Source organism: Thermodesulforhabdaceae bacterium (genome assembly GCA_037482015.1).
Taxonomy (GTDB): domain Bacteria; phylum Desulfobacterota; class Syntrophobacteria; order Syntrophobacterales; family Thermodesulforhabdaceae; genus JAOACS01.
Genome location: JBBFKT010000001.1, coordinates 527,216 through 551,197 on the forward strand (window position 1 = coordinate 527,216; position 23,982 = coordinate 551,197).

A 23,982-nucleotide genomic window follows, 5' to 3' on the forward strand; every position below is an offset into this window, starting at 1 on the left:
GTTTCTGCTTTTGTATTATCAAGAACTTTTCTTTATCAGCCGCCTTTGGATTTTTTCTCTTTGTTTCAGGTAATAGTCTTTTGGTGGAGAATTCAGATCAATGGCTTTATTTATGGCTTCCAGAGCTTTTTCGTAGGAACCATAGGAGTAGTATGCTTCGGCTAAAGTGTCCCATATATGGGCGCTTTCTGGGCTTAGTTTTGTTGCCTTTTCAGCAAGTTCAACAGCTCTAGCAGGGTTTCTAAGTGGAGGGGGAGCAGTTGCATAAAGCCATGCTAGAGTATTCAAAATTTCTGGATCATCTTTGAAAAGTAAAAGTCCTCTGGTAAGAACTTTCTCGGCGTATTCGTAAGATCCCTTTTCTATTAGATACCCGCCATAAGCGGCATAGAAACGGGGATCCCAGAATGATTGGTTGACAGCAGTGGCTACAACCTTAAGATTTGTGTCCAACATGGCACGCTCAAACCACGAACTTTTTTTGATTGCTAAGCCACAAATTACCAGAAGCACCACCACTAAGAACCAGATTTTCATTTTGGTAGCGAGTTTTTTGTTGTGAGCTTCCCCTACAGAAGGATTATAGCCTGCTTCCTGAATAAACTCTATGCGCTCTATTATACTGTAATGATGCCAGTTACGTTTGTTACCCACGTTTCCACTAAGAACCGCTATTTTCCTCAGGGAGTTTGTAAGAGGAAGAGGAGTGCCCAGTAACTCTAGAGTGTAGAGGTCAGCTTGCCGCTCACAGTTTCTGGAAAAGTATCCAAAAATGAAGCGGAAATAGACAAGTAGGAAAATCAAGAAAGGGATGGTAGTGAGCAAAGCTAGAACAGTTACAGAAAAGAAATCGGATGTAGCTGCAAGCGATATCAACTTTTCTCGACTGAGCACCCATAAAATTACGAAATCACTAAAGGCATAAACTATCAGGATATATCCAGTGAAAAAGGCCAAGTAAAAGGGCATATGGAATTTCCTGATATGTCCCATTTCGTGGGCGATTACAGAAAGAAGTTCTTCATCACTTAAGACTTCCAGCAAAGCGGGAGTTATTAGAATATAACGAAAGCGGGGAAGAAAACCCATGATCCCGGCTGTTAGGTCTCTTTCGGAGGCAAGAGGTGTCCACAAAAGAATATCCCTTACTGAGAACTGGTGAGCCTTAAGGAAGCGTTCAATTAGATCCCTTTTAGGTCCTCGTGGTAGGGGCTTGCATTGCCACGTCTTGACTATAAAGCCTACGCCGAAAAAGGAAAAAATTACAAAGCCGAGAATAGTCGATATAAGATGACCACCTTCGGTTTTGAAAAATTTCCACGGGAGAGCATAATTCACAATGTCGGAAAAGAAGGATAAAACCAACCAGGGAATTACAAAACCAGAATAAAACCGAATTTGGTTCCTGAGGTGATTCCTAATCGAAACGTTTGTATGGAAGGCTTTGCAGAAAAATTCGTATCCACTAAACCAGATCAGGCATAGATAAGTAAAATATAGTAGGAAAGCAAAGGCATTAGATATTGTCATTGAGGCTTTGAAGCCCGGAATAAAGGATAGAAAATACTTGATGTCAATCCCATAAGTAACAAAAGCAAAGAAGGGTATGGAAATGATGCCCAGGAGAACTTCAGTTCTAAAATAATCTTCAACCGAAGGTGATATAGTTCTTCTTGTGTGTCTGACAAAGACTACTTTGCAAAGCAAATAAAACAATCCGAATTGAAGTGAAAAAAGCAATACACTCAGCCATGGATTCATGAAAGGCTTAGTATCAGCTGGCTTAACTACGTACAGGAAAACCACGATTATAAAGCGAATTATTTGCCCATACATGAGCTTTCTCTTTAAGGAACTTTTCGGAAAATGTCTTTAGGAGTCCGTCCGTGTATCGCTAGAGATGCGAATCCGCTCCATTAGTCATTTTAAACTCTATTTTACCTTTTCCGAGCAAGTCGTGAAGATGAATGATGCCTCGCACCGTTCCTTTATAATCCACAATTGGCAGGACAGTTATAAGGTGGCGTTCCATCATTTCCAGAGCATCTGAAACAAAACGGTCCAACGCAATCGTTTTAGGGCGGGGGGTCATCACCTCTCTGACCGTGCGTTCGTATAAAGCTGCTCCCCAACGAACAAAGGCTCGCCGAAGATCTCCATCAGTAAATATCCCACATAAGCGAGGTTCAACTTTTTCGCCAGAATCATCTGATTCCGCTACAAGTGTAGCTCCCAGCCCTTTTTCGTTCATCTCCTGGATGGCTTTCTCAATCGAATCATCGGATCTGACCCAGGGAATTTCATCTCCTTCTCGCATGATTTGAATAAGCGGAACTCGAAGTCTTTCACCAAGGTGTCCACCGGGGTGAAGACGTCGAAAATCCTTTGGATTAAAATTCCTGAGCTTTGCAAGAACCACGGCGATAGCATCTCCTACAGCCAGAGAAGCAGTAGTGCTTGTTGTAGGAGCAAGGCCCAGTGGGCAGGCTTCCTTTGGAACCGACACATCGATAACAACGTCACTAAGTAGAGCTATTCTTGATAAAGGGTTGCCTGTAAGAGCGATAATTTTAACCTCGATTAGTTTTAATGCTTTGATGATCTGGTAAATTTCGTCTGTTTCACCGCTGTTAGATATTACAATCAAAACATCTTTGGAGCGAACCATGCCGAGATCCCCATGAAGAGCTTCCGACGGATGCAAGAAAAAAGCTGGAGTGCCAGTGCTGCTAAGAGTTGCCGCAACTTTACGAGCCACAATGCCGGACTTCCCGATACCGACCGTGATTACACGCCCTCGGCACTTTTCAATGAGTTCAATAGCATGAACAAATTCAATACCCAGTCTTTCTCTTACAGCTAAAATTCCTTCAATCTCGGTAGATAAAACCTCTTTTGCCCATTCAACTATTTTAACGTCTTCGTGATCTACCATGACTTTCCTTCACCGTGCCTTCTTATCTTTCAAAACAATCTTTTTGAAGCTCTCTCTCGTATGGCACAGCATATTCTCCAGTGAAACAGGCTATGCAGAAGGGATGATCATCAAGCCCGTAACCAGTTGCTTCCAATAGACCTTTCAGACTGAGATAATTCAAAGCATCCAGTCCTATGAATTGTCGAATCTCTTCCAAACTGTGAGATGCGGCTATGAGTTCCCCTTTGGTTGAGAAATCGATACCGTATGGACATGGGAAACGGTGAGGCGGACAGCTCACAAGCATGCTGAGTTCTTTAGCGCCAGCCTGCCTGAGTGCGTTAATTCTGGTTCTTGTGGTAGTCCCGCGAATGATGGAATCTTCAATTAAGATGATTCGTTTTCCTTTGATGAGTTCCTTTACTGGGTTGAGCTTTACTCTGACGGCGAAGGTTCTCATGCTCTGACTTGGTTGGATAAAGGTTCTACCTACGTAATGGTTTCTTATGATGCCCATCTCGAAAGGAATACCAGATACTTCAGAAAAACCAAGCGCAGCGTAATTGCCCGAATCGGGAAAGGGCATGACCATATCACCCGTTATGGCATTTTCTCTGGCGAGAGTATGACCAAGTTTTTTTCTTACCATATAGACATTTTGACCAAAAATGGAGCTATCAGGGCGAGCAAAGTATATGAACTCGAAGATGCAGTATCTTGATTGCTCCACCTTAAACGGTTTAATAGATCGACAACCGTTGTGATTTATAAACAGAATTTCGCCGGGCTCAATGTCTCTCAGATATTTGGCTTCAATAAGATCGAACGCACAGGTTTCAGATGCCACAACATAGGTATCGCTGTTGATCTGTCCAAGGCATAGAGGGCGGAATCCTCGAGGATCTCTCACAGCGATGAGATTATCACGAGTGCAAAGCACCAGAGAATAGGCGCCTTTAACTCGTTCTAGAGCTCTAATCAGAGCTTCCTCAAGCCCGTATTTGAGGTTTCTCGCCACCAGGTGCATGATGACTTCTGTGTCCATAGTCGTCCTGAAGATAGCACCTTCGGCTTCCAGTTCCTGACGGAGTTCGTAGGCATTAACCAGGTTCCCGTTGTGGGCGATGGCATAGTATTCGTGACCGTGAAACATAGTGAAGGGCTGAGCATTAGTGAGAAGAGATGATCCGGTGGTGGAATAACGCACGTGACCGATTGCAAGATACCCCTGAAGATGCCGAAGCGTTTCTTCTTTGAATACTTCCGATACAAGTCCCATGTGGCGATAATCCCTTAGACAACCACCATCAGACACGGCAATACCAGCACTTTCCTGTCCCCGATGTTGAAGGGCGTAGAGTCCAAAGTAGGTAAGTTTCGCCGCATCTTCGTGTCCATAAACGCCAAATATTCCGCATTCTTCTCGCTTCGAAGGAATAAATTTTTCAAGCAAAGGGAGTGATTTTTTCATGATGTTAGCTTAACCTCTTAACCTTAATGCCGTTCCGAAACATGTGTGTAGGTTGGCAATTCCGCCTTACCCATGCTAACTTTGTCAATTAATGAATGATACTCCTGAAGAGAATTTACCGTCCAGTCACCTTGCTGAAGAGCCGATACAGCTTCAGCCATGGCAAGCGATCCGGCAATAGTTGTAGCGTAAGGGATATTGTAAAGCAGAGTTGTGCGGCGAATTTCGTAAGAATCCGAATAGGTCTTCTTTCCAAGACTTGTGTTGATGACAAGGTGAACTGCGCCGTTTTTTATGTAATCGACCACATGGGGTCTTCCTTCTCTGATCTTAAAAACTCTTTCGGCAGGTATGCCATGATCTCGCAAGTAGTCCGCTGTCCCCTGTGTGGCGATAATTTTAAATCCCAACTCGCTAAATCTCTTGGCAACTTCCACCACTTTTGGTTTGTCTCTGTCGTGAACGCTGATAAACACTGTCCCTTTCAAAGGCAAAGTAAATCCCCCCGCCATTTGGGACTTGGCGAAAGCCAGCCCAAAAGATCTGTCAATTCCCATAACCTCTCCTGTGGATTTCATCTCCGGACCAAGCAAAATATCAACTCCCGGGAAGCGACTGAACGGGAAAACCGATTCTTTAACGGAAATGTGAGATGGACGGACTTCACTGGTAAATCCAAGCTCTTTGAGAGTTTTCCCCAGCATGATTTTTGTTGCCAGTTTTGCTAATGGCACACCAATGGCTTTGCTCACAAATGGGACCGTTCTTGATGCTCTCGGGTTTACCTCCAGAATGTAGATGGTTCCTTTTTGAATAGCAAACTGAATGTTCATCAAACCGATTACGCCCAATTCTGCGGCTATAAGTTTTGTCTGGCGCATGATCTCCTGCTGGAGATCCTCAGGAATGGTGATGGGAGGTAACACACAGGCACTGTCTCCAGAATGGACTCCTGCTGCTTCGATGTGTTCCATAATACCGCCGACAACAGTTATTTGCCCGTCGCTTATGGCATCAACATCTACTTCAGTGGCATCCTCGAGAAATTTATCAATAAGAATTGGATGTCCCGGACTTACATGTATCGCCTGTTGCATAAATTCCCGGAGAGACTCATCGTCATAAATTATTTCCATTGCTCTTCCACCAAGGACATAGGACGGGCGAACCACTACCGGATAACCTATAGCATGGGCTGCATCCAGAGCTTCTTCAATGCTCATAGCCGTTGCATTTTCCGGTTGTTTAAGTCCCAATTTCTGAAGTAGTTCTTGAAATCTTTTTCTGTCTTCTGCTCTGTCGATAGCATCTGAAGATGTGCCTAGGATTTGAACACCTGCGCGTTCCAGGGGCACTGCGAGATTAAGGGGAGTTTGTCCGCCGAATTGAACAATAAGCCCTTTAAGGAGTGGAACACCACCGTCGAGAATACGACTTTCTTCCTCAACAATGCTCAGCACGTCTTCTCTGGTGAGTGGTTCAAAGTAGAGCTTATCTGATGTGTCATAGTCTGTTGAAACGGTTTCCGGATTGGAATTAACCATGATCGCTTCTACGCCTTCTTCCTTTAAGGCGAAGGATGCGTGAACACAGCAGTAATCGAATTCTATTCCCTGACCAATACGATTAGGTCCACCACCAATAATAATGACCTTTTCACGGTTTGAAACTCGGGCTTCATCTTCGTCTTCATAGGTTGAGTAAAAATAGGGAGTGTAAGCTTCAAACTCAGCGGCACAGGTATCGACCAGTTTGTAAGCAGGGCGCACCCCCAAAGCGAGCCTCTTCTGGCGTATTGTTTCCTCATCGGTTCCTGTGAGTTGAGACAGGCGAATGTCGGAAAATCCCCAGGATTTTGCTAATTTCATGTTTTCGGGATCATCAAGGAAAGAGGGATTTTTTCTGATGTAGTCTTCCAGTTCCACAATCTCACGAATATGATGCAGGAACCATCGATCGATTTTGGTTCGTTCGTATATTTCATCGATAGAAACACCTAGCTTCATGGCTTCAGCGATCTGGAAAAGACGCTTGGAATTGGGACGGTTGAGTTGTTCTTTAAGGTGTTCAAGGTATTCTGCTGTTACATCTGGTGGAGGATCTGGAAAGCCGTAACGACCTATTTCTAATGAACGTATAGCCTTTTGAAGAGCCTCCTTAAAGGTTCTACCTATCGCCATCGTTTCCCCGACAGATTTCATAGATGTTGTGAGAAAATCGGGAGTGCGGGGGAATTTTTCGAAGGTAAATCGCGGAATTTTAACAACACAGTAATCGATGGTCGGTTCAAAGGAGGCTTTGGTTTCTTTGGTTATATCGTTGGGAAGTTCATCCAGAGTGTATCCTACAGCCAGTTTTGCCGCAATTTTTGCAATGGGGAAGCCGGTTGCTTTGGAAGCAAGAGCTGATGAACGTGAGACTCGGGGATTCATCTCAATCACAACCATGTCCCCATTTTCAGGATTGATTGCGAACTGGACATTAGAACCGCCTGTTTCCACTCCTATTTCTCGCATGATGGCGATTGCGGCATCTCGCATGCGTTGATATTCCTGATCGGTAAGTGTCTGAGCCGGTGCTACGGTGATGGAATCGCCGGTGTGGACTCCCATGGGGTCAACATTTTCGATGGAGCAAATAATAACCACGTTGTCCATTCGATCACGCATAACTTCAAGTTCGAATTCTTTCCATCCGAGCACCGATTCTTCTAACATGACAGTATTTATAAGACTTGCGTCCAGTCCGCGCTGAACGATTTCAAGCAATTCTTCGCGGTTATAAGCCACACCTCCGCCTGTTCCACCAAGAGTGAATGAAGGACGAATGATAATCGGAAAACCTATCGAAGCGGCGATAGCTTCGGCTTCTTCCAGAGAATGAGCTATGCCGCTTTTAGGCACTCTCAAGCCAATCCGCTCCATGGCTTCTCGAAACAGCTTGCGATCTTCCGCCTTGCGGATTACATCAGGTCTTGCACCGATCATCTCCACTCCGTAACGATCCAGAATGCCTTCATCATAAAGTCGGATTGCGGTGTTAAGACCGGTTTGCCCGCCAAGGGTAGGCAGTAAAGCGTCTGGACGCTCTCGTTCGATAATTTTAGCTACAGCTTCCACCGTTATGGGTTCAATATAAGTGCGATCCGCCATTCCCGGATCGGTCATGATGGTAGCGGGATTACTGTTTACAAGCACTATTTCATAGCCTTCTTCACGAAGTGCTTTACAGGCTTGAGTGCCGGAATAATCAAATTCGCAAGCTTGCCCAATAACAATAGGCCCAGAACCAATGATCAGAATCTTTCTAATGTCGGTCCGTTTTGGCATCTTACGTAGTCCTCTTTCTGAATTTTTTAATTGAATCTATGAACCGCTCAAACAAGTAGGTAGCATCATGGGGTCCCGGGGACGCTTCAGGATGATACTGGACACAGAAAACCGGAATATCTCGGTGTTCAAGTCCTTCTAGAGTTTCGTCGTTAAGATTGATGTGAGTAAGCCTTACAGGAGCGTGGGAAAGGGAGTCGAGATCAACACAGAAGCCATGGTTTTGGCTTGTTATTTCCACTTTGCCTGTAGTGAGATCTTTTACGGGTTGATTAACTCCTCGATGTCCGAACTTTAGCTTGAATGTGCGACCTCCAAGAGCAAGCCCTATGAGTTGATGTCCAAGGCATATACCGAACATGGGTCGGGACCCGAGAAGTGCTCTCGTTGTCTCTATGGCGTATGTTACCGCTGAAGGGTCTCCAGGGCCGTTTGAAAGAAATATTCCATCGGGATCGTAGGACATAATTTCGTCGGCTGTTGTGGTTGCAGGGAAAACAAGGATCTGACATCCTTGACGTTCAAGGTTACGAAGAATGTTGTATTTAATGCCAAAATCTAGAGCCGCAATTCGAAATCCCGGGTGGTCTTTAAGCCAGTGTCTTATGCCAGGGTGAGGTCTGTTGTTGATCCAGAGATAGGGTTCGCTACAGGTAACTCGCTGAACCATGTCTATTCCCACCAGACCCGGGAATGCTAGCACTTCTTCCAGGAGTTCGCGGCGCACTTCGGGAGTATCTTCCACATCCGTGGCGATGACTCCACGCATAGCCCCAGCTAACCTTATGTGGCGAGTAATAGCTCTTGTATCAACCCCTTCAATACCTATCTTGCCGTGTTCTTCGAGAAATTCAGCAAGACTTTTTTCGCTTCTCCAGTTGCTTGGAAAATCCTGATATTCTTTGACTATGAAAGCTTCAACCTGGATGTTTGCCGATTCCATGTCTTCCGAGTTGATTCCGTAGTTACCGGTGAGCGGATAGGTCATCACAACCATTTGACCCTTATAGGATGGATCTGTGAGGATTTCCTGGTATCCAGCCATGCCGGTGTTAAAAACCACTTCCCCAAAGGCTTTACCTCTTCCTGCGAAGGCTCGTCCCTTAAATACTGTGCCGTCTTCGAGCACAAGGAGAGCGCGAGGTCGTTTCCATGGAAAGCTCATAAAGGTTTTTTCTCCTTTCATCTTAAGGAGCTTATAGCTCCATGCTACCGTGTGTGTATGGGCGGGTTTAATACAAACCCGCCTTGCCACTTAAACAGTAAAGAAACGGTATTATCATTTCTTGTCTGATTGTGCGCATGTATTTTAGTCATTGATCAGGAAGAGGCAATAGTTTTTGGAATTCGAGAAACTTTCCCAGACCTTATATTGGGATAGGGATGGTCAGTTTGATCGCTCTCTTCCCACACCACCCGGCATGCGAGTCCACACCGGGTGGTTCGAGAAGTGTAGGGGCGACCTATTGTGGTTGCCTCTGCAAGCATCTACTACGGCATCTGCTGACTTCTCGCTCCGGTTCACCACTGTCACCCTTTCAGACGCATGTAGGGGCACGGCATGCCGTGCCCCTACAAATCTTGCTTGCCCTTGCTTGGGAACAAAACCTACTGCTGAACGGTAGGGACATTTTGAAGCTGTCCCTACCCAGATAGATTAAAACAGTATATAGCTCAATCTTTTTGAGGAGTTAGCTCTGTTTTTACTGCTAGAAGCCTTTCCATTGGGGTTTTCTCTTTTCCAAGAAGGCACTTACACCTTCCTTTGCATCCTCGGAAGTGCAGAGACGGGCAAAGACTTCGGAGCTGTAAGCAAATCGCTGACTGAATGGCATATCGATCATCTTGTAGTAGAATTGCTTTCCAAGAGCGATAGCCAAAGGACTCTTGGCTATCAGTTTATTTGCGAATACTCGGGTTTCTTCTTCAAGTTTATCTGCAGGAACGACCTTGTTTACAATGCCGAGCCTTTCTGCTTCGCGGGCATCTATCATATCGCCGGATAGAAGCATTTCGAGAGATTTATGCTTTCCGAGTTTATAGCTTACAGGGATGATGGGACCTGTACAGAGAAGTCCCACATTGATCGCTGTTGTGCCGATTTTTGTCCCTTCAGCTACGATGGAAAAATCTGCGGCAAACATAAGTCCTGCACCATTTGCAACTGCATAACCATGCACCATAGCTATAACCGGTTTCTTCATGGATGCGATTGTAAAGTGCATTTCGTCCATAAGGCTTATCCAGGCATGGTATTCTATTGCTGATTTGCCGTGAAATTCTTTTATGTCGATACCAGTAGAGAAGGCTTTCCCTTCTCCTTTTACTATGACAACCCTAATTTCATCATCTTTGTCGAAGTTTTTAAGCGCTTCGTTGAGTTCTCGAGCAAGGGTTGAGCTGAAGGTGTTAAACTGTTCTGGCCTGTTGAGGCTGATCCAACCAATAGATCCTTCTTTGGTTACAATAAGAGTTTCGTAAGCCATGCTGGTTCCCTCCTCGGTTCTGATGGTTAAGGTTTCTAATTGTAAGGTTTTTATGCCACTTAATCGGTTGTTTGTCTAATAAAAAATTTGGCAAATTCAAACTATGTTGGCACAGGTTTTACGCAATGGTTTATGATGATATTTTCACTTGACTTGAGAAGTTATTTTTCATATAGCCTTGCAAAATATTTGTAAGTTGAGTGATACTTCACGAGGCAAGAAGCCTTTAGAAATTATTTTATTCTAAAGAAATTCAGTCCAAGAAGGACCACCGTTTATCTGAAGATAACTGGCTTTTTCATCGTCAGAAAATTCAAGAATGAGGAGGGATAGGGCGATGAGGTATTGTGCTATCTTGTTCTGCTTTTTCGTGCTCTTTGCCGGCTTGGGCTGGGCGGAAGATGGAAATGTTCAGACTCAGCAGCAGGAGCAGCAGCTAGAAGAAATCGTTGTTAAAGGAGTTAGAATTGTTACTCCGACAAAACAGCCTGGCGAAACAGTTTATACCGGAACGGAAGTAACCAGAAAGGGCCTCGATATTCAGGGTGAGAAGGCAAAGACCAACGTTTATGAAGCGATAAGCATAGTGCCTGGAATAGTGTTTGAAGGTGTTGATCCTTATAATCTCGCTTCTGAGCAGATTAACGTCAGAATTAGAGGCGTCCGAGGCTATCTCGGGGCTATGACTGTTGAAGGTGTGCCGAATTACGGTGGTAATCCAATGGGTCCTCGAGCCTACATCTATGACATGGAAAACTTTGATAGTGTAGCCATCTATAAAGGGGCAGTTCCGGGAGATTTAGGATCCGGGGTTGGTAATAGGGGTGGAGCAATTGAACTTCGTCCCAGATGGGCTCAAGAAAAAACATCAGTTGAATTTGCCCAATCTTTTGGATCTTATAATTATATCAGGTCCTTTGTTAGAGGTGATTCGGGAAAAATTGGACCGATGGATGCCAGGCTGTCCCTTTCTTATTCCTACACGCAATCCGATAAGTGGAAAGGTCCTGGTGACATAGGTCCAAGACACAATTTCAACAGCACTATCGTTCAGCCTCTGGGAGACAACCTTGAAATCAAGCTTTTTGCAAACTGGAATGAGGTTCAAAACGATAAGTATAGATCTCTAACTTATGATCAGAGTCGAAATCTGGATCTTTACAGAAAGTTAGATTTTAACGATGAACTTACCGGGAACCCTGCCAACGACCAATATTACTATAAATATAACCGGGAATGGCATAGAAACAGGGATCTTATGGTTCCCATCGATGTTAAGCTTCTGGACCAATTCAAGCTTTCTCTAAAACCCTACATTTCTGATGAAGATGCCGATATTCGAGATGGTGTTTCAGGCGGGGCAACCGGAGCAAGAATGCAAAAACGAATCCGTGATATTGAGAGAAAAGGAGTAATTTCAGAAGCTTCCTTTGATAGCTTCTGGGTCAAAACAACTGTCGGTTACCATTTTGAAGCCGCAGAAATGGATATAAGCTCTCGCAATTATGGTATCACCCCCACCGGGACCCTGGTCTATCAAGGTATGGGTGTTACGGGCACAACAGGAACAACCTATGTCAACAGCCCCTATGCAAAACTCGCTGGTTCGATTGATAAGTTCAAATGGCAGGTTGGAGCAAAGTATTTTCGCTTTGAAGACGCAGATAGTGATGGTTATGTAAGCGATTCAAAGGATCCGTGGAAACTTGTGCGGGCGCCTGATCTGGATCGCCAAGGGCGCACTTACGACATCTGGCTTCCTACGGCTGGTGTCTCTTACGAGCTTTTTGAAGGGCTCGAAGCCTACGCAAGTTATGGTAAGAATTTTATTCGCCCCTACGCTTACATGCCTCTGGTGACGCTTTACAGTAATAACCGATCAAAGTTCCAAGCTGCTGGCGTAACTCTTAACGATCTTTTCAAAGGATACGACATAGAAGAATCGGACAATGTGGATGTGGGTCTTCGACTTCGAAAGGAATTTTTCGAGATTACCCCTACATTTTTCTATTCTAAGCACGACAAGCTTCTCACGACCGTTTACGATCCCCGAGTTCAGCTCAACTATCAGCAGAACATAGGAAAAGCTACGGGTTATGGAGTAGAAGTAGGCACAAGCGTTTATGTGTCTGACTGGCTTACTGTCTTTGTAAATCCAACCTATAATCATCTAACCTATGATGAGGATATCACCTATAAAGGAGCAACTCTTTCCACGGACGGAAAGCAGGTGGTTGACACACCAAGATGGATTGTTGTGTCAGGTGTTATCGCCAAGTGGAACGACTTCGAAATCTCTCCAAGAATGCGCTACATAGGTAAACGCTACGGCGATGCCGAACACAAAGAAGAAGTGTCATCTTATACGGTGTTTGACCTGAAGATAAGTTACACGAAGGAGAACATCTCTTTTCTCCCTGGAATGAAAAATCTTGGTGTAAGCCTTGAATTTGACAACATTTTCAACAAGAAATACGTTTCTCTTATCAACGCCATGGATGATGCTGTAACTGGAGCAACGACCTATTTCGTGGGTGCGCCTTTCACTGTTAAGGCTTCTGTATCATTAGCTTTTTAACTTTTTAGGATGATGGAGGATGTGACCATGAAAAAAATAAGGGGGTTTCTCATACTTTGTGGAGTGTTTTTCGTCCTTTCTTGTAACTTGCAGATGTTGAATAAATCTGGGGATGCGATCGCTTCTAGCTACGACAATTGGGCTATTCTTGGACATAAAGCATCGTCTTATGCTCAAAAAGCTCTTGGTAAGTCATATGGGCTTATCGTCTTGACCAATGCTGGTCATGCTGAAGTAAATGGTCAATCCACTCTAGCTGTTGTTGACGGTATAACCAGATCAACACCGGTAAGTATCGGAGATAAAACTTTGCTTATCGTTCACAGTAGCGTCTTTTCTCCTCTGTGGTTTGCTTTTTACGATCCTTCATCCGGTAAATGTGCTTATCTAGAATTGATAGGCGATGCTATTAAAGGAAAAAGCGATTTTTCAAGTCTTCCACTTTCGGTTTTCAAAGGTCCTGCGGTGGAACGCATTGATGCTCAGTATGTGATAGCTCATGAATCTGAATTTGATCAGAAGGTTTCCCAAAAAGTTTTTGGAGGAAATGAATTTCGCATTGTTACCATTGCAAACGCTGCAGCCATGAATGTGCCTGATTATGTTATCAATTCTGTTCTTTTTCATGACCACTACTGCCCTGGGGTGACTTCAGGAATTCTCATAGCTAATTGGGCTAAAAAGAATTTTGCTCCTTTGTCTGGCGGGGGATATTTTGTTCAGGGTATTGATCCATGGTGTAAAGAGGATGCTCTTCAAATAATGCTTAATGCTACTCCGGGCAAGAAAGGCTATGCAGTAAGCTACGCATCCTCTGATAATAAGGCTAAGTGGAAAGATGAGTTTAAAAATGCTTCTACCATCTTATATCGAGAAAATCCATCAACCAAGCAGTGGGAAGGAGTGGTTCTTGGGTTTAGTTTCGGCCAGAATACCGGTTGTGAGTCTATAAAATCCCCCACGGTTTTAAGACTTTGCCAGGATATCTGGTATTTGAAATATCTTGATGCTCCAGAACAGTTTGTTTCCAAACTTTATTCCTTTACTCTTCCTTCTGGGAAAACCCCCCAGGATCTCGCTCGCCCCGGCGTAGATCCTATGAAAGAGCTGGGACTCACTAATCCTTAGGAAACACCAACACCCCAGCTTTGATCAAAGTAGCTCGGCATTTCTCCAAAAAGGTGCCGAGCTACTCGTTTTTTACTGGTTCGGAGGAGTTCTGGATAAGGTTTCGCAGTCCCAAAGCAGTTCCATCGACTGAGGTGATCTTCGGTATTCACAGTCGTATTTTCTACATATAGGACAGTGAGGAACTTCGCAGGGATCCAGATAAACCAGAACATCAACGGGTTGAGAAAAGCTCTTCTGCAAAAGATGTTCTATTTCTTTAGCCTCTAAATGAGCCTGCCACAGGTGAAAATTTCTTGGAAGGATCAAATGTAGGTCAATAAATATGCGATTTCCCTGTCGTCTTGACCTTAGTTGGTGAATGTCTATCCAGTATTCACGACGGTGTTCGCAAAGAATTTTTGTTATCTTATCGAGCAAATCCTGGTCGGACTTGTCCATAAGCCCTTCAAAGGCTTCTTTTACAAGTTTTATTCCAGATGCAAGAATAAAAAGCCCTATGAGTATAGCAGTGATAGTGTCTGCGTGAGGATAGCCCGTAAGCGCAACAATCGCAAGCCCTAGGAGAACTGCGGCTGTGGAAAGCACGTCTGAAAATATATGATAGCCTTCTGCTTTCAAGGTAGGCGATTGAGTCTTACGAGCCGTTATGAGAAGTCCTAAGACGGCAATGAGCTGAATTGCAGCCCCGGTAACAACAAGCAAAATGCCTTGTCCAAGCCTGGATACCTCAACAGGATGCATAAGCCTTGATATAGATTCCCAAAAAATTCCTCCTGCAGCAACCACGATAAGAGCACCTTCAAAGCCTACAGCGAAATATTCCATTTTCCCGTGTCCGTAGGGATGACTCAAATCGGGAGGTCGAGATGCTATCCAGAGACTTATAGAAGCAAAAATACTTGTGAGAAGATTGACGATACCTTCGAGAGCATCAGAAAGGATGGCTGCTGAATTAGTAGTATGCCAGGCCAGGATTTTTATTGCGAGCACCAGGCAGTGTATGAGAAGAACAACTGCCATAACTTGCCGGATGGCTTTAGAGTTTTGCATTTTTCCGGTCGTTTATTTTTTTACTGGAAAGTTAACTGGTAGGCGGTTAAGCAGTTCAACCCCATTTTCTTTCATTATCGCCATGTTTTCTAAACGTATGCCGGCTTCTCCAGGGAGATATATTCCAGGTTCTATAGTAAAAATCATGCCCGGTTCCAAAACCATACTTCCCGTTTTACGAATGCTCGGCAGTTCATGGATGGCAATTCCAACACCGTGCCCAAGACCGTGCCCGAAGTAAGCTCCGTAACCTGCCTGTTCTATGAATTGCCTTGCTACACCATCGAGATCTTCAGCCTTCATGCCAGGTTTAGCTGCTTCGAAAGCGAGATGCTGGGCTTTTTCAACAATTTCATAGATTCGACCCCACAGGTCAGGAACATACCCCAGAAAGATCGTTCTGGTTATATCCGAACAGTAGCCTTCCAGTCGTGCTCCCATGTCAATGATAATGGGTTCTCCTTCCTTAAGGGGGGTGTCTGTGGGAATGGCGTGAGGAAGAGCCGCTCTTTTGCCTCCAGCAACAATAGGCGGAAAAGAAACACTTTCCGCCCCCTTTTCTTTGACTCTCTTCTCAATGAACCAGGCGACTTCCCGTTCAGTAACGCCAGGCTTCAAGAAATCGTAGGCTTCCTCCATTACCTCTTCGGCGATTCTTAAAGACGCCATTATTAGATCCACTTCTTCTGGATCTTTGACAGCTCTAATACGTTCTACAAAGTTGTCTGCTGGAACCAGTCTTGTGGAAGCTTCCTCTTTCCGAAGACCTTCGTTGAGCTTGATAAATTTTGCCAGCGAAAGAAATTCCGATTCAACACCAAGGTTTTTGATATTTTTATTACGGCATATTTTTACTACTAGCCGTTCGAGAGAATTAGATTGATCGTATTCGAGAACCTCAAAGTCAGGAGCTTCTTCCCTAGCGGCTTCGGTATATCGCGAGTCCGTAATCAGTGCCAGATAGTCCCTGGAAACAAAAAGCACACCGGATGACTCATTTAAGGCTACATCGTCAGCTCTAAAGCCACTGAGGTAAAAACGATTGTAAGGGGAAGAGATAATGACGGCGTCTATTTCCTGCCGATCCATCTCAGCTAGAAGCCTGTCAATTCTTGGCTTTTTGGAAGACTGGCTCATTTTTCTAATCTTTCTTTGTTGCTATTTTGCACGACAATCCAGAATGGGGCGTTCCGGGAATACGCCCACACCGCAAATTAGCACCGGTTAATATGCCAAATCAGTTAATCACTAGCAACGATAATTTAGGCTATGGATTTGCAGAACTCAGATTCGGCCAAAATGAAAGTGTTCTAAAAATTATGCGTTACCCATATTGTTTGCGGTAGGTTACGAACAATCTCGGATAAAATTGACAATGGTCTTTGTCTATCGTTATGCTTTAATTTGAAAAGTTGTTTAAGGAGGAAATCTATGGAAGATGATCGAGATATTATCGTTTCTGGACAGGACGAACTGCAAGAGGGGGGTTCTACGCAAACTTCCATTGATTTTTACCATCTTATGACTCTTCCTGCAAAAGCAAGGATGGAAGCGATATTAGATCGTCCTGATGCGGCACAAATAGTTCAGGCTATGAATCCACAGGATCTCTATCTAACCGTCATGGAAATAGGACCGGAAGATGCTCTACCGCTTCTAAGCCTCGCTTCCACATCTCAATGGATGCATTTTTTCGACATGGAATGCTGGCATAAGGATCGCCTTGTGTCAGCTCAGGGTATTGAATGGCTTGATCGGCTTTCTCGCACAAATTACGATGTTCTCGTTAAGTGGCTCTATGATGCTGATTTTTCTTTTCTGATAGCCCTGTTGAAGAAGTGCCTAAGGGTAGCGGTCAAGCCCGACAGTGTGGATCTTACGGAAGCTCTTGATTATCTCCCGCCAAACACCATTGATGACCAATATTTCTGGGAATGTCGATATCCCGACTATGATGGTTTAATCCGTTATATTCTCAGCGTGTTATTTGAGACAAACTATACCTTTTACCGCGAAATTATGGATTATATTCTCTACACTTTAGACAGTGAAATGGAAGAAGAAGCCTACCGTTTTAGAAAGGGCAGAATAGAAGATTTGGCGGTGCCGGATTATTACGATGCTATAGCTATTTACGCTCCTATGGAGATTTCAGAACTTTCTTTTGAAAAGGATAAAGTTGCCGGGGGCGAACCAGTTATGGAGCAGCCTCCGAGCTTTGCTCTGGCTTTGATTGGAGATCGACAGGATCTTTTTTCGCAAGCTTTGGCAACAATAGATGATTCTCACCTCAAGGATTATCTGAGGTTGGAACTGGCTTTAATCGCTAATAAGGTTCTTGTTGCCGATGAAGTGCCGGTAGAAGATAGGGAAAAAGTCGAGGAAACAATAGATAAAGTTTCGGCGATGGTGAATCTTGGGCTTAATCTCGTGTCTAGAGGCGTTCTTTCTAATGCGAGTCTTTTGCTCAGGAAATCATTTCTCGAGCATCTTTTCAGAGTGGGATATACGGCCGTGAGAAAACTTCATTTGAGAGCAAAACGTTTGGTAAAACAGGGCTGGATTTCTCAATGCCCCACGGGCATGGATATTCTCGAAGGTGAATGGTATGAGACTCTGGATCTTCTTCTGCAACCCTCGCCCAAACTCCTTCGCTCCAGACCCAAGATGGCCCCTATTCCTGACTTTTTCCGCACATCTGAAGATGTTCAAATCGTTAGAGATCGTTTAGATACAATACTTTGTATGGGATATCTCGTGGATATGCTCAGAGTTTCTTGGGAAGATCTGGAAGGAAAATTGTGGCCAGGTGGAGCCTTTACGGGAATACGTGATATTGGTATTCCTCAGCTTCTTTTTACCGCTGTGGCACACATTCTAAGCGGTAAACGACTTCCGGCTTTTTTAGAGCCTATCAGCTTGAACCTCTGGGAAAGCCTTTTCCCGCGTCTCCACCCCGATGCCGTAAGGCGATGTGTTACAACCCTTCTTGATGTTCGTTTTCCTGCAACAACCCCCGATAAAAACAACGCCCGTAAGGCTCTCGATCGTTACATCAATCCGCTTCTTGAAGACTACCGCCAGGAAATGCTGCCTTTCTTTGAACGATCGGAGATTCCAGACCCTCGCTTCAATCGGTTTTTCTTATTCAAAGAGGATTAACTTCAAAAAGCTTTATGGAATAACTATTCGTTTGATGGTGCGCACGACTTCCATGGGATCGTCCATCACCATGAAAATGTCCATGTCCTCAGGAGATATGTAACCACGAGCAAGAAGGATGTCTCGCATCCATCCAATAAGTCCGTTCCAGTAATCGCTTCCCACCAGTATTATGGGAAAGGATTTAAGGCGCTTGGTCTGGATTAAAGTTAGGGCTTCGAAGATTTCATCTAGAGTTCCAAATCCTCCGGGCATGCCAATATAGGCTTGAGCGTATTTTACAAACATGACTTTACGCACAAAGAAGTATCTAAAGTGGAGACTTACGTTGGCATAGGGATTTAGTTTTTGTTCAAAAGGGAGATCAATGTTTAGTCCTACCGATTTGGCTCCCCCTTCAATAGCTCCTTTATTTCCAGCTTCCATTATACCAGGTCCTCCACCGGTGACGATGTTAAAACCGGCTTTGGCGAGTTCTCTCGCTATGATCACAGTTTTCTCGTAAACTTCGTCACCTGGCTTAACTCTGGCAGAACCAAATATGGAAACAGCCGGATAAATGTCGCTTAAAACTTCAAAGCCATCCACGAATTCCGAAAGAATTCTGAAAAGTCTCCAAGAATCCTGAACAGTCATTACATCTATGACATACTGCCTATCTTTGAGTTTCGTTGCCATTGTTCCTTTCTCCTTTTTCCCTGTTTCCTTTGAGCCGGTTATCTATCAAGCGCCCCAGAGTTTCAAAAGCATCTTTACCGACAATTGATAGCCTTGAATATGCAACTAATTTTTTAGCCCAGTCTGGTAGTTTCAGAAAATCCTTTTCAGTGGTTACTACAAGTTGAACCGATAAGGATCCAGCGAGACGCATTATATCAACTATGTCCTCATTCAGGTAAAAATAGTGGTCTGGGAAAGGTATGCGGTGAACAACGACGATGCCTTGTCTTTCGATGTCTTTGAAGAACCCATCCGGGTAAGCTATTCCGGCAAAAGCAAGACACCGTAGTCCTTTTAAGAGATCGATCGAAAAAGGCTGTCCAGATATTACAATTTCTTCAATCTTTCGCTGGCAATAAAGGATTTCGACATCCTTCCTGAGCCATTTTCTTATGTTATTCAGGCATCTTGATGAAGACTCTTGGGTTCCAACCATAACGACCACATCGGCGCGCTTTAGGCAAGATAGAGGTTCTCTGAGAGGACCAAGTGGCAGAGTGTAACCGTTTCCCACGCATAGGTCTGCATCAAAAAGAACAACGTCCAGATTTCTTTCAAGTCGCCAGTGCTGATATGCATCGTCAACAATGATAACATCGGGTTGTTCTTCTAGATAAGCAGCCTGCGCTGTGTCGCTTTTAGATCTTCCGACCCAAACGGAAGGAAGATGTGATGCGGTAAGTGTCGGTTCATCTCCGTAACGATGAGCCTTAAGAAAGTCTGACATATTTCCAATATGGATTCTTTCAGGTGTCGTGAGTTGCACTTTTCCAAGGCTTCTTCCCACTACGGTTACGCGATGCCCACGATGCAATAAATTTTCTGCTAACTGTATGGTAAACGGTGTTTTTCCCGTTCCACCCACCGTTAGATTTCCGACAGAGATGGTAAAGCTACGAAGAGCTATCCTTTGCGATAGTGATATGCTTCTTTGAACTTTTAATGCAAAAAGGTATGGAACGGTAAATAAAACGGCAAGAAAGTCGAAAAACCCTCCTTTTTTGCGACCATACCATATTGGAAGAAGCTTCTTGGAAAAGCGATGAATCAGGCGATTTCCACCGCTATGCGTTTCCCACAGTATCATCCATCGTCTGGTATACTGCCATCCACTTGCTCCGGTTACCAGGGCAGATATGAGAAAAAGAGTCCACACAATGTATGAATGTAGTTTTATGTGAGGCAAAGAAAGAACTATAAAAACGGTAATAAGCTGAAATAGCGTAGTGATTTTACCGATAATAGATGGTCTTACTTCGAAGGGGACATCGGCTATGACTAAAAGGGAAGCTCCAAAGATGATGGCGAGGTCTCGAGTGATAACAACTCCCGTTAGCCAGTAAGGGATCATGCCAAGCCAGGCGAGAGCGACAAAGGCGGTTACCAGGAGAGCCTTGTCGGCGATAGGATCCAGAAAAGCGCCTAAAAGAGATTTTTGGTGAAAAGTCCTGGCAATGAACCCGTCAAGTCCATCCGTCAGTCCTGCGATGAAAAACACGAGTAAAGCTCCGGTTAAATGATGATTGAGCAAAAGAAGGAGAAATAGCGGTGTAAGGAATATCCGAAAAAGAGTTAGAATGTTAGGGATAGTCATAGCAACTCACTGCTGCACATTTTGTGAGCGTATTACAATACGATGTGCATTAGAATCGACCGATTCCACCTTCAACCTGGTGTTCTCTCCTGCAGATATTGTTTCAATTAAACTGGTAATGTTTTCGGGAACTTTAGGGGTTTCTATGGTGAAAGTATCTGGCGATATAAGAATTCTGGACACTTCTATGTTTGCTCCGGATTCTTTTAACTTGCGAATGATTTTTTCCCAGTATAGCCCTCCATGAGGATCTTTTATGATGATTTGCCACAATGGTAATGACTGAGAACTTTTAAGTTCTTCCGATGTTGTTTTAGATGATGAAGTAGTTTCATCTGATCCTGATGTGCTTTCCTGATTTTCTTTCTGCTGCCCGAGACTTTCACCGGGTTTGGTAATCGTTTGAGTCAGGTGATTTGCCGATATTTCTGCAAGCGTCATAATAGCGTCCATTATCGGCGTTTCCTCATCCAGTGGAACATCATCATCGATGTGATCTGTCTGATCGCCTTGAACTAGCTCTATACGAATGCTGACTTTATTGGTGAAACAAAAAAAATTCCCCCGCAAGGTAACAGCTTTACTTCCTTCCTGGGGAGAAGTTTCATCCACCGTTGCAACAGTAAAGCCCATTTCTGACAATTTTGCTGTAAAAATTTCGGAAAAAAAGTCGCCAGCATTCTGTCCTTCTACTTGTTCATCACAGGATCTATCGAAATTCCAGATGATTATAGGAAGCGAAGGAGCGGTTTTTTGGGGATATTCTTCAGTTTCTTGAGAAGCTTTTGATGATGATTCCTGGACTTTCTCAGGTGGTCGTTTTCCTTCAGTGGCTGTGGAAGGTTCTGATGGTTTGGCAGCACTAAACTTAAGATTTAAAGAAGCAATATCTTTTTTTAATGAATCTAGCCTTATGGTTGCTTCGCCCTTTACATGATATATTCCCTCCTGAGAATCTTCTCCTACTACCTTGTAAGTTTTCAGGTAACGGTCAGCTCGCTCAATAATAGCTTTTTTTAATTTCTCTCTGTTTTGATTGAACTGATCTTCTCCCAACAGATTAATAACGGCATTGATAACTGCCTGTTTCTCAAAGTCCTGGAGAGCCTTTTCTCGAGCTGAGACTTGATTTTTGTCAACTATTTGTGCTGTTCCTTCAGCTTCCACTGTTAATTCGGTGGATGAGTAAACCAAATGGGGTTTTATGAAGAGGACCAGAACCACAACGCAAGCAAAAAAGACTACCGCGAAGCTCTTTTTATCTAGCTTCATTATTTGTTATTGTGCTCCTTGCCTAGATAGAAATTTTTTGTTTTTTTGCCAGTGGTGCCATTTGTGATAGCATATAGACCATGAAAGGTGGAAGAAAAAATGTGGGACAGATCGGTCGAGAGATATTACCGTGTTCATCCAGAAGATATTTGCTATTTGACCTTTACTCTCGAGGCATACGAAGGTCTTGCAGTTGTGACGACGGTGGATAAGGATGCCTGCATTGTTCGCATTCATATCGCACCGGGCTGGGAAGATGACTTCGATGCCATTATTAAAGCCGAAACTCAGCTTAGAATACAACCCGTTATGGCTGAGTATTTTGAGTTCGAGGAGTATAAGACATCATGAAAAACCTGTGCGCAATTGATGCTCGTAAAAGGATATTTGTCCATACTTTTGGGTGTCAGATGAATGAATATGATTCGCTACGCCTTGTTCGAGCACTGCTTATTCGAGGCTATGAAGTAACGTCAAAACCTGATGATGCCGATGTGATTTTTGTTAACACCTGTTCTGTGAGGGCTAAGGCTGAGCAAAAACTCTATTCCTTTCTTGGCAGATTGAAGCGCTTCAAAAATCGAAATCCTCGGTTGGTTATGGCTGTTGGAGGCTGTGTCGCACAACAACTTAAAGACGAAATTCTTGCTCGATTCCCCTTTGTAGATATTGTTGTTGGAACATCAGGGATTTCGAAGCTTCCGGATCTCATAGAGCAAGCTTTGAAAGATAGTTTTCGGGGTGGTTTCTTCCCGGACGAAGAACCATCCTTTGGTATGCACTGGCTCGATACGTCTTGTTCTCAATGGTCTGCCGCTGTCGTCGAATATGTAACAATTATGCAAGGCTGTGACAATTTCTGTTCTTACTGTATTGTGCCCTATGTAAGAGGTCGTGAGAGAAGCCGCCAACCAGATGAAATTATAGAAGAAATTAAATTGCTCAGCGCAAAGGGAGCTCGAGAAATCGTTCTGTTGGGGCAGAATGTAAACTCCTACGGTAAAAATCTTTCCCCGCCTGTTCGCTTTTCCCAACTTATTGAACGCATCGCATTGGAAACAGATATAATTCGTTTGAGATTTACTACATCTCATCCTAAAGATCTTACCGAAGATCTTATGGTTTGCTTTAGAGATGTGCCTATCATGTGTCCACACCTTCACCTTCCATTCCAGGCGGGGTCTGACAGGATTCTTGCTTTGATGAACCGTGGTTACACTCAAGCGGACTATCTCAAAAAGGTGGAAATGCTAAGGCGCTATCGCCAGGATATAGCTCTTACTGCCGATGTGATGGTTGGATTCCCCACCGAGACCGAAGAAGATTTTAATGAGACTCTTAAGCTTATCAAAACTGTTGAATTTGATGGGCTTTTTTCCTTTAGGTATTCGGATCGTCCTTTTACTTCGGCTTCTTCCATGAAACCCAAGGTGGACGAAGAAACCAAAGCTAGAAGGTTAATTGAGCTTCAGGAACTTCAGAAAGCTATAACCATCCGTAAACATAAAGCAGAAGAAGATCTTACGCATATGGTGCTTGTTGAGGGTGAGAGTAAGCTCGGGAGTAGCCAATTAACCGGCAGGACGCCTCATAACAGGATTGTTAATTTTGAAGGATCTAAAGAATTAATTGGCAAAGAAGTTGCCGTAAGGATTGTAGAAGGTTATGCTCATTCATTGAAAGGTGAATTGGTAGTTCGTCAACCCCAAGGTTGGAGGACTTTAAATGAACACAATGGTTGAAATGACCGTTTCAGAACTTATTGTGGACACTCAAAGCAACACCCCCATTGTGGTGCTGAGAGAAAAAGGGGGTAATAGAATACTTCCTATTTGGATCGGTATTATGGAGGCAACAGCAATAGCGATGGAGCTTGAACAGGTCCGGTTTCCTAGACCTATGACCCACGATCTTATGAAGAATTTACTTGATCATCTTAATGTGGCGGTGGATCGAATCGAAGTATGCGATCTAAGAGAAAATACTTATTATGCTTTGATACATCTTAGCGTCGGAAACAGGAAAAGCGCTGTGGACGCAAGACCGAGCGATGCCATTGCTCTTGCGCTACGCACTAAATCCCCTATTTATGTTGCTGATAAAGTGCTGAAAAAATCGGTTCAGCCTGATGGGATGAGAACTGTGATCCTGGATCCAGAGGACAAAGAAAGGCTTGCTGAACTGTTAGAGGAATTATCTCCAGAAGACTTTGGTAAATACAAAATGTAAATTCCACCTTTATAGAATTCATTCGAATCAGTTCATGTTGCTT

Annotated in this window: 17 protein-coding genes; 6 read left to right on the plus strand and 11 right to left on the minus strand. The window is 43.9% G+C overall.

The genetic code is table 11. The features are described from left to right. Positions 1-18: 18 nt before the first annotated feature. From WHS38_02390 to WHS38_02415, 6 genes are all read right to left on the minus strand, one after another. Positions 19-1,836: a M48 family metalloprotease gene (locus tag WHS38_02390; GenBank protein MEJ5299819.1), complete on the minus strand. Its 1,818-nt coding sequence runs from the start codon at positions 1,834-1,836 to the stop codon at positions 19-21. Positions 1,837-1,894: 58 nt separating this feature from the next. Then, positions 1,895-2,935 carry a KpsF/GutQ family sugar-phosphate isomerase gene (locus WHS38_02395; GenBank protein ID MEJ5299820.1) on the minus strand — a complete coding sequence of 347 codons (1,041 nt, stop codon included), beginning with the start codon at positions 2,933-2,935 and terminating at the stop codon, positions 1,895-1,897. Between the two features lie 22 nt (positions 2,936-2,957). Continuing rightward, positions 2,958-4,388, minus strand: coding sequence for an amidophosphoribosyltransferase (gene purF, locus WHS38_02400; GenBank protein MEJ5299821.1), 1,431 nt, complete (start codon positions 4,386-4,388; stop codon positions 2,958-2,960). Positions 4,389-4,411: 23 nt separating this feature from the next. Continuing rightward, positions 4,412-7,717 carry a carbamoyl-phosphate synthase large subunit gene (gene carB / locus WHS38_02405; GenBank protein MEJ5299822.1) on the minus strand — a complete coding sequence of 1,102 codons (3,306 nt, stop codon included), beginning with the start codon at positions 7,715-7,717 and terminating at the stop codon, positions 4,412-4,414. 1 nt (position 7,718) lies between these two features. Next, entirely contained in the window at positions 7,719-8,882 is a 1,164-nt protein-coding gene (gene carA, locus WHS38_02410) for a glutamine-hydrolyzing carbamoyl-phosphate synthase small subunit (protein ID MEJ5299823.1), read from the minus strand. 544 nt (positions 8,883-9,426) lie between these two features. Then, entirely contained in the window at positions 9,427-10,203 is a 777-nt protein-coding gene (locus WHS38_02415; GenBank protein ID MEJ5299824.1) for an enoyl-CoA hydratase-related protein, read from the minus strand. A gap of 337 nt (positions 10,204-10,540) precedes the next feature. Between WHS38_02415 and WHS38_02420 the strand changes: the two genes are divergently transcribed. Together WHS38_02420 and WHS38_02425 are read left to right on the plus strand one after the other, a co-directional pair. Next, a complete protein-coding gene (locus WHS38_02420) occupies positions 10,541-12,781 on the plus strand; it encodes a TonB-dependent receptor (GenBank protein ID MEJ5299825.1) in 2,241 nt (746 codons plus the stop codon). A 27-nt stretch (positions 12,782-12,808) separates the two neighbouring features. After that, positions 12,809-13,909, plus strand: a complete 1,101-nt coding sequence (locus WHS38_02425; GenBank protein MEJ5299826.1) for an FmdE family protein — start codon at positions 12,809-12,811, stop codon at positions 13,907-13,909. 72 nt (positions 13,910-13,981) lie between these two features. Here the strand turns inward: WHS38_02425 and WHS38_02430 are convergent, their stop codons facing one another. Together WHS38_02430 and WHS38_02435 are read right to left on the minus strand one after the other, a co-directional pair. Continuing rightward, positions 13,982-14,962 carry a cation diffusion facilitator family transporter gene (locus tag WHS38_02430; GenBank protein ID MEJ5299827.1) on the minus strand — a complete coding sequence of 327 codons (981 nt, stop codon included), beginning with the start codon at positions 14,960-14,962 and terminating at the stop codon, positions 13,982-13,984. A gap of 12 nt (positions 14,963-14,974) precedes the next feature. Further along, complete coding sequence (locus WHS38_02435; GenBank protein ID MEJ5299828.1) at positions 14,975-16,099, minus strand: Xaa-Pro peptidase family protein; 1,125 nt, start codon at positions 16,097-16,099, stop codon at positions 14,975-14,977. A gap of 294 nt (positions 16,100-16,393) precedes the next feature. Here WHS38_02435 and WHS38_02440 point away from each other — a divergent pair, with 294 nt between their 5' ends. Continuing rightward, the gene (locus tag WHS38_02440) at positions 16,394-18,124 is read left to right on the plus strand and encodes a DUF6178 family protein (GenBank protein MEJ5299829.1); all 1,731 of its coding nucleotides are present in this window, start codon (positions 16,394-16,396) and stop codon (positions 18,122-18,124) included. A gap of 12 nt (positions 18,125-18,136) precedes the next feature. Here WHS38_02440 and WHS38_02445 read toward each other — a convergent pair whose 3' ends face one another. The 3 genes from WHS38_02445 to WHS38_02455 are packed head-to-tail and all read right to left on the minus strand — an operon-like array spanning position 18,137 to position 21,710. After that, complete coding sequence (locus WHS38_02445; protein ID MEJ5299830.1) at positions 18,137-18,802, minus strand: TIGR00730 family Rossman fold protein; 666 nt, start codon at positions 18,800-18,802, stop codon at positions 18,137-18,139. Next, on the minus strand, positions 18,780-20,438 hold the full coding sequence (gene lpxK, locus WHS38_02450; GenBank protein ID MEJ5299831.1) for a tetraacyldisaccharide 4'-kinase: 1,659 nt from the start codon (positions 20,436-20,438) through the stop codon (positions 18,780-18,782). The genes WHS38_02445 and lpxK overlap by 23 nt, the downstream gene beginning before the upstream one ends. Positions 20,439-20,444: 6 nt before the next feature. Next, on the minus strand, positions 20,445-21,710 hold the full coding sequence (locus tag WHS38_02455; protein MEJ5299832.1) for a hypothetical protein: 1,266 nt from the start codon (positions 21,708-21,710) through the stop codon (positions 20,445-20,447). A gap of 99 nt (positions 21,711-21,809) precedes the next feature. On the opposite strand from WHS38_02455, the gene WHS38_02460 reads away from it, so the two are divergent. From WHS38_02460 to WHS38_02470, 3 genes are read left to right on the plus strand one after another with little or no spacing between them, the layout of a single operon-like run. Continuing rightward, positions 21,810-22,061: a DUF4911 domain-containing protein gene (locus WHS38_02460; protein MEJ5299833.1), complete on the plus strand. Its 252-nt coding sequence runs from the start codon at positions 21,810-21,812 to the stop codon at positions 22,059-22,061. Next, on the plus strand, positions 22,058-23,452 hold the full coding sequence (gene miaB / locus WHS38_02465) for a tRNA (N6-isopentenyl adenosine(37)-C2)-methylthiotransferase MiaB (GenBank protein MEJ5299834.1): 1,395 nt from the start codon (positions 22,058-22,060) through the stop codon (positions 23,450-23,452). The genes WHS38_02460 and miaB overlap by 4 nt, the downstream gene beginning before the upstream one ends. Further along, positions 23,436-23,939, plus strand: a complete 504-nt coding sequence (locus WHS38_02470; protein ID MEJ5299835.1) for a bifunctional nuclease family protein — start codon at positions 23,436-23,438, stop codon at positions 23,937-23,939. The genes miaB and WHS38_02470 overlap by 17 nt, the downstream gene beginning before the upstream one ends. Positions 23,940-23,982: the final 43 nt, after the last annotated feature.

Coding starts and splice junctions, on each gene's coding strand:
- WHS38_02390 (MEJ5299819.1), bottom strand. CDS start 1,836: ATGTATGGGCAAATAATTCGCTTTATAATCGTGGTTTTCCTGTACGTA.
- WHS38_02395 (MEJ5299820.1), bottom strand. CDS start 2,935: ATGGTAGATCACGAAGACGTTAAAATAGTTGAATGGGCAAAAGAGGTT.
- purF (MEJ5299821.1), bottom strand. CDS start 4,388: ATGAAAAAATCACTCCCTTTGCTTGAAAAATTTATTCCTTCGAAGCGA.
- carB (MEJ5299822.1), bottom strand. CDS start 7,717: ATGCCAAAACGGACCGACATTAGAAAGATTCTGATCATTGGTTCTGGG.
- carA (MEJ5299823.1), bottom strand. CDS start 8,882: ATGAGCTTTCCATGGAAACGACCTCGCGCTCTCCTTGTGCTCGAAGAC.
- WHS38_02415 (MEJ5299824.1), bottom strand. CDS start 10,203: ATGGCTTACGAAACTCTTATTGTAACCAAAGAAGGATCTATTGGTTGG.
- WHS38_02420 (MEJ5299825.1), top strand. CDS start 10,541: ATGAGGTATTGTGCTATCTTGTTCTGCTTTTTCGTGCTCTTTGCCGGC.
- WHS38_02425 (MEJ5299826.1), top strand. CDS start 12,809: ATGAAAAAAATAAGGGGGTTTCTCATACTTTGTGGAGTGTTTTTCGTC.
- WHS38_02430 (MEJ5299827.1), bottom strand. CDS start 14,962: ATGCAAAACTCTAAAGCCATCCGGCAAGTTATGGCAGTTGTTCTTCTC.
- WHS38_02435 (MEJ5299828.1), bottom strand. CDS start 16,099: ATGAGCCAGTCTTCCAAAAAGCCAAGAATTGACAGGCTTCTAGCTGAG.
- WHS38_02440 (MEJ5299829.1), top strand. CDS start 16,394: ATGGAAGATGATCGAGATATTATCGTTTCTGGACAGGACGAACTGCAA.
- WHS38_02445 (MEJ5299830.1), bottom strand. CDS start 18,802: ATGGCAACGAAACTCAAAGATAGGCAGTATGTCATAGATGTAATGACT.
- lpxK (MEJ5299831.1), bottom strand. CDS start 20,438: ATGACTATCCCTAACATTCTAACTCTTTTTCGGATATTCCTTACACCG.
- WHS38_02455 (MEJ5299832.1), bottom strand. CDS start 21,710: ATGAAGCTAGATAAAAAGAGCTTCGCGGTAGTCTTTTTTGCTTGCGTT.
- WHS38_02460 (MEJ5299833.1), top strand. CDS start 21,810: ATGTGGGACAGATCGGTCGAGAGATATTACCGTGTTCATCCAGAAGAT.
- miaB (MEJ5299834.1), top strand. CDS start 22,058: ATGAAAAACCTGTGCGCAATTGATGCTCGTAAAAGGATATTTGTCCAT.
- WHS38_02470 (MEJ5299835.1), top strand. CDS start 23,436: ATGAACACAATGGTTGAAATGACCGTTTCAGAACTTATTGTGGACACT.